Below are 10,565 nucleotides of genomic sequence, written 5' to 3'. Positions count from 1 at the left end.
ACTCAAAGGACACTTAATCATGCGCAAGCTCATTGCTGCGATCATGGTGGCAGGAGCCGCACTTGTCGGCGGCCAAGCCATCGCCGCTGATTTTCCGTATTATCCACCGGTGATCGAAATCCCCGATGTCGATTATGGCGTAGAGGGAGGTCTTTACCTTCGTGGTTCACTCGGCGCGAATCTACTTTGGGCCAAGGATTACAACCCAGCCTGTCCGGGGTGCGGCGCGCCGACACTCGATATCACGAAGTCAGGCTTTGGCTATTCGTTCGGCGCCGGCGTCGGCTATGAAACCGGCACCGGGCTGCGTGCTGACATCACCCTAGACCATTTGTACAATGATGGTCTAGGTGACACCGATTACAGTCTGAAGCTGCGTTCGACCATTCTGCTTGCCAACGCCTATTATGACTTTTCACTTTCCGACCATGCTGCGGCGTCGGGTGGCTTCGGCGCCTACGTGGGCGCTGGTCTTGGTGGTGCCTACAACCAGACCGTCGTCACTGGCCCGCTTGCCACGCCTGATGGAAACTCCTGGGCCCCTGCAGCGGCCCTTATGGCCGGCGTGACCTATGACATGGGCTCCGTGGTGGCCGACCTTGGCTATCGTGGTATCTACATGCCCCAGATCAGCAACGCTCAAATCGGCCCCAGCACTTCATTCTACGTCAACAATGCCTTCATCCACGAAGTGCGCGGCACGCTGCGCTATCGCTTCAACTAGGCAGGGTCAGGCGGACCGCCACGACGGCTCGCCGCTGATCCACGATCAAGCCGGCACCCCATGGGTGCCGGTTTTTTGTTGTCGTGGCGGTCGACAGCACGCCCTCCCCAGTGCACTGCTCGGGAGATGGAGGAGGACGCAATGAAAATTCTGGTCATCGGTGCCGCGGGCATGGTGGGACGCAAGCTGGTTACGGCGCTGCTGTCGGCGGGGACGCTTGGTGGTCGCGCCATCTCCGCCATCACGCTGGCGGATGTGGTTGCGCCAGTCGCGCCGGGCGGCGCGATTCCCTGCCCATTGGTCGCGGCCGATTTGTCGGTCGAGGGCGTTGCAGCGGCTCTGGTGGCGGATCGACCGGACCTGATCTTTCATCTGGCGGCAATTGTCTCGGGCGAGGCGGAAGCCGATTTCGAGAAGGGCTACCGGATCAATCTGGATGGGACGCGGCAATTGCTTGAGGCGATCCGGCTGGCGGGGCAGAGCGCTCCCTATTGCCCGCGTCTGGTGTTCACCTCCTCCATCGCGGTGTTCGGCGAGCCGCTGCCCGCGCTGATCGGAGACCACCACGAGCACACCCCGCTCACCAGTTACGGCACGCAGAAGGCGATTTGCGAACTCCTGCTGGCCGACTATTCACGCCGCGGGTTCGTCGATGGCATCGGCATCCGGCTGCCGACCATTGCGGTGCGGCCCGGCAAGCCGAACAAGGCGGCGTCGGGGTTCTTTTCGGGGATCATTCGCGAGCCCCTGGTGGGGCTTGAAGCAGTGTTGCCAGTCCCCGACACGGTGCGGCACTGGTTTGCCAGTCCGCGCGCTGCTGTCGGCTTTCTGCTGCATGCGGCCACATTGGACACGGCGAAGCTGGGCCATCAGCGCAATCTGTCCATGCCGGGCCTGGCGGTGACGGTCGGCGAGCAGATTGCGGCGCTTGAGCGTGTGGCGGGGCCACAGGCCGTGGCGCTGATCCGGCTGATACCGGACCCGGTGATTGCCGGGATCGTGGCCGGCTGGCCCAAGGCCTTCGCGGCCACTCGGGCGCGGGCTCTGGGGTTCAAGGGTGACACCAGCTTCGAGGAGATCATCCAGATCCATATTGCGGACGAACTGGGGGGCCGCATTGGCGGCCAGCACACATCAATGTGAACTGCCGGTGCGTCGCGGATCGAGGTTGGCGTTACCGGCCGCATCAGCGATCCAGCGACTGTGGTATTATCGGGGTAACCGATAACGGGTTGTGATTGGGGCTGGAAAATGCCCCAATTCGCCCGCACCAGTCCACCCCAATGCTGCGCGTATCCAGTTGACTGCAAAGGGCAGGCTCTATGTCGGAAGTCAAAATTCGTTCTCCCTTGCTGGCCGCCGGCGCCATTCTGCTCAGCGTTGCCCTGCTGATCACGGGCAATGGCTTGCAGGTCATGCTGTTGCCCATCCGGGGCGGCATGGAGGGCTTCTCGGCGTTTCAGGTCGGCTTGCTGGGCTCGGGCTACTTCTTTGGTTTCGTTCTGGGCTGCGCCTTCTCGCCACTCCTGATCATAAGGGCGGGGCATATCCGAACCTTTGCGGCCCTGGTGTCGATCGCGTCGGCAGCCGCGCTCGGCTACCCGCTGGCCGTCGATCCCCTGACCTGGGTGCTGCTGCGCATGATTACCGGCTTCTGTCTGGCCGGGCTCTATCTGGTGGTGGAAAGCTGGCTCAATGACCAGGCGACCAATGAAACGCGTGGCGCTCTGATCTCGACCTATGTGACGGTCAATTTCACCGTCATCACCCTGGGCCAGATGATGGTGACACTGGTGAGGCCGGACTCGTTTGTGCTGTTCTCGATAGCCTCCGTGCTGGTGTCGCTGGCAGCAGTGCCCATCGTCATGACGCGCTCGAGTCAGCCGCCGCCGGTCACCATTGTGCGGTTTCGGCCCAGGCACATGTTCCAGCTGTCGCCCACCGGTACGGTGTCGATCTTTCTGGTTGGGGTGGCGACCGGCTCGTTCTGGTCGCTGGGGCCCAGTTATGCCAATGCGGCGAGCGGCAATGTGACCGACGCCGCGCTGTTCATGAGCGCCGCCGTGATGGGCGGCGCCGTGCTGCAATGGCCGGCCGGCAAGATCTCCGACACCATTGACCGCCGCCTGGTGATGATCGGGCTGGCGCTGCTCTCGGCTGTGATCGGGGCGGTGATTATGGTCATGCCGCATGTGACCTGGCTCTGGCTGACGCTCGGCTTTGCCTTTGGCGCGGGCCTGCTGCCGGCCTATGCCATTGTGTCGTCACACGTGTTCGACTTTGCCGACCGCTCGGATTATGTGGAGATTTCTGCCGGCCTGCTGCTGCTCAATGGCCTGGGCTCAACGGTGGGTCCCGTGCTCACCTCGCTGACCATAGAACTGTTCGGCCCGGGCGGCATGTTCATCACCAATGGCGTGGTGATGATCGCCCTGATCGGCTTTGTGGCCGAGCGCCTGCGCCGCCGCGAAGGGCTGCCCGAGGCAGAAAAAGAGCACTTCGATCTGGGTACTGCCGGCGCCGTTTCGGTGGTGGGCGATGAAGAGGCCGTCCAGCTCAGCGATCTGGTGGTGCAGGAGCCGGCCGCCTGAGGGCGGTCACGCCTCAGGGTTTGTCGGGGTCGGGGCGGTCGCGCTCGGGCACATCATCGTCATAGAGGATGCGCTCGGCCGCGCCGTCGAGGTCGTCATACTGACCATCGCGCAGCGTCCACAAGAAGATGACGAGGCCGGCGGCCCCCAGCACGACCGAAATGGGAATGAGGAAGAAGAAATCGCTCATGTCGTCACCGCAGGCGTGCGGACCCTGCGTAGCGGCCGGCGCAGGCTGGCATAGCCGCCCCAGCCCAGCCGCAGCGCGTTGAGCACGACGACCAGCGAGGATGCCGACATGGCGATGGCGGCCATGAACGGATTGACCAGGCCGGCAACGGCGATAGGCAGGGCAATCAGGTTGTAGAGCACCGAGAGGGCCAGGTTCTGCTTTACCAGCCGCCCGGCATCGCGGGCTACCGCCAGCGCCAGGGGAATGGCTGACAGATCATCGTGCAGGAAGACGAAGTCGGCGGCGCTGCGACCGACATCGGCGGCGCTGGAGGGGGCCATCGAGACATGGGCGGCAGCCAGCGCCGGCGCGTCATTGAGGCCATCGCCCACCATCAGCGTCTTGTGGCCCTGGGCGGCGAGCGCGGCGATGCGGTCGGTCTTGCCGCCAGGCAGGATGGCACTGGCATGGCGGGGAATGCCAAGCGCATCGGCAATGGCGGCCACCGGTGCTTCGCGATCACCCGAGACGATCTCCAGGGCCAGGTGGCGCTCCTGCAGCGCGGCGACAGCACGGCGGGCGCCGGGCCGCAGGGTATCGCTGAAGGCAAATGGCGCCAGCAGGCTGCCATTGCGGCTCAATACCGTGCCGCTGCTGCCCTTGGCGTCATCGAGCGCCCAGGCGGCGCGGCCGAGGCGATAGACAGCGCCATCAAGCGTGCCCTCGACCCCGAGGCCGGGATGTTCGGAGACTGTTGCGAAGGCAATGCCGGCGGCCTGTGCTGCGCCGGCCCGGGCGATGGCCTGGGAATAGGGATGGCGGGAATAGCCGGCCAATGCTGCCGCTGGCCCCAGAACGTCCGGAGAAACACGGTCCAGATCGAGCACTTGCGGGGCGCCATGCGTCAGCGTGCCGGTCTTGTCAAAGACGATGGTGTCGATTTCGGCCAGCCGTTCCAGCGCCGAGCCATCCTTGAGCATGATGCCGGCATCAAACAGCCGCCTCGCCGCCACGACCTGCACCATGGGCACGGCCAGCCCCAAGGCGCAGGGGCAGGTTATGATCAGCACGGCGATGGCCACGGTGACGGCATTGTGGACGTCGCCATTCAGCGCCATCCAGCCGACAAAGGCGGCCAATGCCGCCAGATGCACCACCGGTGAATAGAGCTCGGCGGCGCGATCGGCGATGCGACGATAGCGGTTGCGACCGCTTTCGGCCGCTTCCATCAGGCGCACCATCTGGGCGAGTGTCGAATCCTGTTCGGCGGCCTGGGCGCTGATGGTCAGCGGCCCGGTCAGATTGAGCGTGCCGGCTTCGAGCACCATGCCCGGCGCAGCAGCCACCGGCAGGGCCTCGCCATTGATCAGGCTGCGGTCGAGGTCGGACATGCCCTCGAGCACAATGGCGTCGACGGGCACGCGTTCGCCGGCCGCCAGCAATATGGTCATGCCCGGGGAGATTTCGCGCAGCGGCAGATACTCGCGACTGCCGTCCTCGGCCAGCACCAGCGCGCCGCGCGGGGCCAGCTTGACCAGGCCCTTGACGGCGGTGCGGGCGCGTTCGCGCATCATGTGGTCGAGCGTGCGGCCGATCAGCAGAAAGAAGACCAGCGACACGACCGCGTCGAAATACACCTGCTCGCCGCTATGGACGGTGTCATAAAAGCTCAGCGCAAAGGCCAGCGCGACGCCGATGGTGATTGGCACATCCATATTGGTGCGACCGTGCCGCACCGCATTCCAGGCGGAGCTGTAAAACGGGCGACCGGAATAGAGCAGGGCGGGCAGGGCCAGGCCCGCACAGATCCAGTGCAGAATGTCGCGGGTGGCGGGATCGGCGCCGGCCCAGACCGAGCCGGACAGCATCATGATATTCATCGAGACAAAGGCGGCTACGGCCAGCGCCCGGATCAGGGCGGGCAGGGTGCGGTCCTGCTGCGCGTCGAGGGTTTCAAACAGGTTGGACGGATAGCCCAGATCGGTCAGTGTCTTGACGATGGGGGGCGGCGTGGCGTCGGCGCGCCAGCGTATGGCGACCCGCTTGGTCGACAGATTGACCCGCGCGGACACCACGTCATCGAGCGCGCCGAGGGCTTTTTCGATGCTGCGAATGCAGCCGCCACAATGGATCGAGGGCACGGACAGATCGGTCTGCCGCAGGCCCTCGCCAATGTCCCGGCTGGCCAGGCGCAATTCATCATTGCTGGGGCCATGCTGGATCGGACCTGCCACGGCCTCGACGAATGCCGGCGGTGGCAGGCAGCAGGTCATGTTCTATTCTCGAACGGCGGCGTAGGCATGCCAGGTGGCATGACCGAGCAGGGGGAAGATGATGATCAGACCCACCAGCGCGGTGCCCACCCCAATGGCGGTGAGGATCAGCACGATGGCGGCCCAGAGCAGGGCAGCAGGCATATTGTTCCACACCAGCGACATTGACAGGCCCATGGCCGAAAAGGCGTCCAGGCGGCGGTCGAGCATCATGGGGATCGAGAAGGCGCTGATGCCAAAGGCGAAGGCCGCGAACAGACCGCCGATGGCCGTGCCAGTCAGCATCAAGGAGATGCCGGTGGGCGTGGTCAGCAGCATGTTGACCAGGTCGTCGGCGCCGGGAAATGGCCGCACGCCGAAGAACAGCGCATAAAGGAGTACCGCTGCGCGCATCCAGACCAGCATCAGCATCAGCAGGATGGTGCCGACATAGAGCAGATGGGTACCGCCGCCGCGACCGGGGAACACCATGTTCCAGAAACTGACATGCTCACCGGCCTCGAGCCGGCGGCTCTTTTCATAAAGACCCGTGGCCAGCAGGGGCCCCACCACGAGAAACCCCGCCAGGGCGGGAAACAGGATCTGGACCCAGCCAAATGTCACCATGGCGCCAATGGTCAGCAGCGACAGCAGGGCAATGCCCACTCCATAGAGCAGGCTGGGCAGCGGGCGGTCCCACAGATCGCGCCAGCCCAGCGCCAGCCAATGCAGCGCGGCGGTGGCGGGCAGGTGGCGATTGTGATCGACCTCCCTGGGCAGTGCCGGAACGGTATCGGGAATGGGAAGCAGGGTCTTGGCCATGAAGCGATCCGATTTCGTTAAGTTCAGCAGGCCGATTTGGCGGCGCGATAGGTGCCGTTCTCGCCAGCGTCCTGGAGATGGGTGATGCAGTCGGGCTGCGAGGAAAAGGCCACATAGACCAGGTGCGCATTGGCCGCAAACAGAACGGTAACGATCACCACGGCCGCGATCACCACCATGCGTCTTGTGCCGCGCGGGCGGGTGTCGACGTCATGGAGGTGAGCGGGGTGGTGAGCGGGCGCTGTCATGGCGTGCCGGCTCGCAGATCAAGGACATAGAGCGCCAGCAGCTTGATCTCGGTGGGCGACAGCCGCCCTTCCCAGCTTGGCATGACGCCCGTGCGGCCGGCATAGACCGACTGGCGAATGGCGGCGCGGTCGCTGCCATAGGTCCAGAAATTGTCAGTCAGATCGGGCGCACCGGTATCGGTCATGCCCTTGGCCGTCTCGCCATGGCAGGCGGCGCAATTGTCGGCGAAAATGGTCGCGCCGGCCGCCAGAATGTCCGGCGCGGTGGCGGCGGCCACATCAGGCTGGGAGAGGGCCTGCACATAGGTAACGACGGTATTGATGTCGGCCGTGACGAGCATCTGATCGCGGCCAAACGCCAGCATTTGGGCAAAGCGCGTGTCGGGACTGGAGCCGTTAATGCCCACGCTTATGGTCTCGGCGACGATTTCGGGATCATCCCCCCACATCAGGGGGGCGTGCACCAGATTGGGGAAGCCGGGATTGCCCAGCGCATTGGCGCCGTGGCAGGCAGCGCAATTGTCGCCAAACAGGGCCTGGCCAGTTTCGCGCACGATGTTCATCAGGGGCTCGTCGGCCTGGATGGCGGCAAAATCCTCGGCGTCGATCCGGCTGGTCCAGGTCGCCCGGTCCATCTGCGCCTGTTGCACGATCTGGGCGATCTGGGTTCGCTGGTCAACGCCCAGCAGGCCGCGGAAATAGCCATTGATGCCCGGCCAGCTGGGGTTCAATACGGTCCAGGCCACTGCAAACAGCGTGGCCACAAGCAGGAAGATCCAGACCGCCCGGGGCACCGGTGTATTGAGTTCCTTGATGCCGTTCCATTCGTGCCCGGTGGTCATCTGCCCCGAGAACTTGTCGCGTTCACCTAGCGCCATGGACGGTCCTCCTCGTCGCTGATGGGCATTTTGGCGGCTTCATCAAAACCCTTCTTGTTGGCAGGCCAATAGGTCCACACCAGCGCAATCACGCTGAGGGTGATGAGATAGAACAGGCCGAACGACTTGGAAAAGCCGACGACGGTGTCGTGATCGAACGGCATCTATTCGGCCTCCGCCAGGTTGGGTTGGTGAGCCGCATTGGTGAGGTTGCCAAGCACCTGCAGATAGGCAACCAGCGCATCCATGTCGGTGACCCGATCGGGAACGCCATCAAAAGTGCGGACATTGGTGGCCTCGCCATAGCGCTCGAAAACCCCGTCGGCACTGGGGGTGTCGGGATTGGCCTGGCCAAAGGCGTCCAGCGTGGCATTGGCGATCTGCTCATCGGTATAGGGCACACCAACAGCCCGCAATGCCGCCAGGTGCTGGCCCAGATCGTCGGTCCGCAGCGTGTCGCGCAGCAGCCAGCGATAGGCCGGCATCTTGGACTCGGGCACCACATCGCGCGGATTGTTCAGGTGCAGGGTCTGCCAATCATCGGAGTACTTGTTGCCCACGCGCGCTAGATCGGGCCCGGTGCGCTTGGAGCCCCACAGCATGGGATGGTCGTAGCTGCTTTCCACGGCCAGCGAATAGGGGCCGTAGCGTTCGACTTCGTCGCGCAGCGTGCGGATCATCTGGCTATGGCAGGCATAGCATCCTTCGCGGATATAGATGTTGCGTCCAGCCACTTCGAGCGGGGTATAGACCCGCATGTCGGGGGCCTGCTCCACGGTTTCGTCGATGGTGAACAGCGGCGCGATTTCGACCAGGCCGCCGATCGAGGCAACCACGATGATAAACGCGACCAGGCCGATAGCGCTGCGTTCCAGATTGTAGTGAAGGCCGAACATCAGTCTATTCTCCGGCTTGCAGTGCGGGGGTGTCGAGAGCGACCTCGTCGGGTGCCGTCGCCGGCATCCGAATGGTCATCCAGACGTTGTACAGAGCGACCGATGCACCAAGCAGGAACAGCAGACCACCAAAGGCACGGGCGATATAGTAGGGGTGCATTTCCACCAGGCTATCGACGAAGGAATAGCTCAGCGTGCCGCTCTCGGTATAAGTGCGCCACATCAGGCCCTGAATGACCCCCGAGTTCCACATCGCAAAGACGTAGACAATGGTGCCTGACAGGGCGAGCCAGAAATGCACTTCCACCAGCTTGTTGGAGTACATGGCCGGCTTCTTCCACATGGTTGGCACCAGCGCATAGATCGAGCCAAAGGTGATCATGGCAACCCAGCCGAGCGCGCCGGCATGGACGTGACCCACGGTCCAGTCGGTATAGTGCGACAGCGAGTTGACGGCCCGAATGGCCATGAACGAGCCTTCGAACGTGGTGATGCCGTAAAAGATCGCGGCGAGCGTCATGAAGCGCAGCACGGCGTCGTCACGCACCTTGTGCCAGGCGCCGTTGAGGGTCATCAGGGCGTTACCGGCCGAGGCCCAGCTTGGCACCAGCAACACGACCGAAAAGGCCATGCCCAGCGTCTGCACCCAATGGGGCAGGGCGGTGTAGTGCAGGTGGTGCGAACCAGCCCACATATACATGAAGGTGATGCCCCAGAAGCTGATGATCGACAGGCGATAGGAGTAGATGGGACGACCGGCCCGCTTGGGCAGGTAATAATACATCATGCCCAGAAAGCCGGCGGTCAGGAAGAAGGCCACGGCGTTGTGGCCGTACCACCATTGGGTCATCGCATCCTGCACGCCCGAGAACAGCGAATAGGATTTGGCGCTGCCGAACGATACCGGAACGGCCAGATTGTTGACGATATGCAGCATGGCCACGACCAGGATGAAGGCCATGTAATACCAGTTGGCCACATAGATATGGGGCTCCTTGCGACGGGCCAGCGTGCGCATGTAGATCGCGAAATAGGTGACCCAGACAATGACCAGCCAGATATCGGCATACCATTCGGGTTCGGCATATTCCTTCGATTGGGTCAGGCCCATCAGATAGCCGCTGGCGGCAATCACGCAGAACAGATTATAGCCCAGCAGCACGAACCAGGGACTGATCTGGTCGGGCAGGCGAGCGCGGGTGGTGCGCTGCAAGACGTGGAATGAGGTGGCGATCAGGGCGTTGCCGCCAAAGCCGAAGATCACGCCGCTGGTGTGAACCGGCCGCAGGCGACCAAAGCTGGCCCAGGCCGCGTCAAAGGTCATTTCGGGCCAGGCGAGCAGGGAAGCAACCCAGAACCCGACCCCCATGCCGATCACGCCCCATATCAGGGTGAGGACGATGCCGACCCTTGTGGGGGCGTCATAATACTCATTGAGCCGCTCATCGCTGGGCTCGGGTGCATCCTTGTTGCTCATCACGGCGAAAAAGCCGATTAGGCCCGCGGCCGCCACGATCCAGCCATGGATGCCAATCAGGTCATTACGACCGGCAATCGCCATGGCCAATCCGACAATGCCCAACCCGCCAAGGATCAGCATTGCCCAGAGCCGCTCGGCTCGCGTCAGATCTGCAATCATACTTGTTTGCCTCATTCCAGGTGCAGGCAAACTAGCCCATCGGGGCCCGACATGCAGGATTAAAAACGCGCTGTCCTTGATCTGGCGCAAAGACACCCTCTGAGCAGGCCGCGAATCGCAATTTTGCTGTCGGCCAGCTTTGAATTCGTTGTCGGATTTTGGCGCGACGAACGCATGATCCTATTTCCTGCGGACAGATAGGATTGCTGGCCATCGATCACGACCGAAAGGTGGCCCAGGAAGTCTTGCCCGCCGACTGGGTTCTGACGTCCGTTTTTGGAGATCGCCGCGGTGTCAGTGGCAGCGCCGTTTCTGCGGACTGGATCTAGTCTTTCTGAAGCGG

Annotated in this window: 12 protein-coding genes; 3 read left to right on the top strand and 9 right to left on the bottom strand. The window is 63.3% G+C overall.

From position 1 onward, the window contains the following. The 3 genes from Q8O80_RS16740 to Q8O80_RS16730 form a co-directional block, all read left to right on the top strand. A partial coding sequence (locus Q8O80_RS16740) for an outer membrane protein (protein ID WP_305581315.1) occupies positions 1-724 on the top strand: 724 nt, incomplete at its 5' end. A 141-nt stretch (positions 725-865) separates the two neighbouring features. Next, on the top strand, positions 866-1,867 hold the full coding sequence (denD, locus tag Q8O80_RS16735; protein WP_305581313.1) for a D-erythronate dehydrogenase: 1,002 nt from the start codon (positions 866-868) through the stop codon (positions 1,865-1,867). Positions 1,868-2,046: 179 nt separating this feature from the next. Beyond that, complete coding sequence (locus Q8O80_RS16730; protein ID WP_305581311.1) at positions 2,047-3,315, top strand: MFS transporter; 1,269 nt, start codon at positions 2,047-2,049, stop codon at positions 3,313-3,315. 13 nt (positions 3,316-3,328) lie between these two features. On the opposite strand, the gene ccoS is transcribed toward Q8O80_RS16730, so the two are convergent. The 9 genes from ccoS to Q8O80_RS16685 all read right to left on the bottom strand — a co-directional run. Then, positions 3,329-3,505, bottom strand: a complete 177-nt coding sequence (ccoS, locus tag Q8O80_RS16725) for a cbb3-type cytochrome oxidase assembly protein CcoS (RefSeq protein WP_305581309.1) — start codon at positions 3,503-3,505, stop codon at positions 3,329-3,331. Then, positions 3,502-5,760, bottom strand: a complete 2,259-nt coding sequence (locus Q8O80_RS16720) for a heavy metal translocating P-type ATPase (protein ID WP_305581307.1) — start codon at positions 5,758-5,760, stop codon at positions 3,502-3,504. Before Q8O80_RS16720 ends, ccoS begins: the two co-directional genes overlap by 4 nt. Positions 5,761-5,763: 3 nt before the next feature. Further along, entirely contained in the window at positions 5,764-6,561 is a 798-nt protein-coding gene (locus tag Q8O80_RS16715; RefSeq protein WP_305581305.1) for a DUF2189 domain-containing protein, read from the bottom strand. A gap of 23 nt (positions 6,562-6,584) precedes the next feature. Continuing rightward, complete coding sequence (locus tag Q8O80_RS16710; protein WP_305581304.1) at positions 6,585-6,809, bottom strand: hypothetical protein; 225 nt, start codon at positions 6,807-6,809, stop codon at positions 6,585-6,587. Continuing rightward, positions 6,806-7,687: a cytochrome-c oxidase, cbb3-type subunit III gene (gene ccoP / locus Q8O80_RS16705; RefSeq protein WP_305581302.1), complete on the bottom strand. Its 882-nt coding sequence runs from the start codon at positions 7,685-7,687 to the stop codon at positions 6,806-6,808. The genes Q8O80_RS16710 and ccoP overlap by 4 nt, the downstream gene beginning before the upstream one ends. Further along, complete coding sequence (locus Q8O80_RS16700) at positions 7,678-7,851, bottom strand: cbb3-type cytochrome c oxidase subunit 3 (RefSeq protein ID WP_305581300.1); 174 nt, start codon at positions 7,849-7,851, stop codon at positions 7,678-7,680. Before Q8O80_RS16700 ends, ccoP begins: the two co-directional genes overlap by 10 nt. Next, positions 7,852-8,583, bottom strand: coding sequence for a cytochrome-c oxidase, cbb3-type subunit II (gene ccoO, locus Q8O80_RS16695; protein ID WP_305581298.1), 732 nt, complete (start codon positions 8,581-8,583; stop codon positions 7,852-7,854). A 4-nt stretch (positions 8,584-8,587) separates the two neighbouring features. Next, positions 8,588-10,222, bottom strand: a complete 1,635-nt coding sequence (ccoN, locus tag Q8O80_RS16690; RefSeq protein ID WP_305581296.1) for a cytochrome-c oxidase, cbb3-type subunit I — start codon at positions 10,220-10,222, stop codon at positions 8,588-8,590. A gap of 59 nt (positions 10,223-10,281) precedes the next feature. Further along, on the bottom strand, positions 10,282-10,565 hold a 284-nt coding region (locus Q8O80_RS16685; RefSeq protein ID WP_305581294.1), incomplete at its 5' end, for a hypothetical protein.

This window comes from Devosia sp., assembly GCF_030689745.1.
In the GTDB taxonomy this organism is placed as follows: domain Bacteria; phylum Pseudomonadota; class Alphaproteobacteria; order Rhizobiales; family Devosiaceae; genus Devosia; species Devosia alba.
Note: the sequence above shows the minus strand (reverse complement) of the source record. Positions and strands in the feature narration are given on the sequence as shown.

Coding starts and splice junctions, on each gene's coding strand:
- denD (WP_305581313.1), top strand. CDS start 866: ATGAAAATTCTGGTCATCGGTGCCGCGGGCATGGTGGGACGCAAGCTG.
- Q8O80_RS16730 (WP_305581311.1), top strand. CDS start 2,047: ATGTCGGAAGTCAAAATTCGTTCTCCCTTGCTGGCCGCCGGCGCCATT.
- ccoS (WP_305581309.1), bottom strand. CDS start 3,505: ATGAGCGATTTCTTCTTCCTCATTCCCATTTCGGTCGTGCTGGGGGCC.
- Q8O80_RS16720 (WP_305581307.1), bottom strand. CDS start 5,760: ATGACCTGCTGCCTGCCACCGCCGGCATTCGTCGAGGCCGTGGCAGGT.
- Q8O80_RS16715 (WP_305581305.1), bottom strand. CDS start 6,561: ATGGCCAAGACCCTGCTTCCCATTCCCGATACCGTTCCGGCACTGCCC.
- Q8O80_RS16710 (WP_305581304.1), bottom strand. CDS start 6,809: ATGACAGCGCCCGCTCACCACCCCGCTCACCTCCATGACGTCGACACC.
- ccoP (WP_305581302.1), bottom strand. CDS start 7,687: ATGGCGCTAGGTGAACGCGACAAGTTCTCGGGGCAGATGACCACCGGG.
- Q8O80_RS16700 (WP_305581300.1), bottom strand. CDS start 7,851: ATGCCGTTCGATCACGACACCGTCGTCGGCTTTTCCAAGTCGTTCGGC.
- ccoO (WP_305581298.1), bottom strand. CDS start 8,583: ATGTTCGGCCTTCACTACAATCTGGAACGCAGCGCTATCGGCCTGGTC.
- ccoN (WP_305581296.1), bottom strand. CDS start 10,222: ATGATTGCAGATCTGACGCGAGCCGAGCGGCTCTGGGCAATGCTGATC.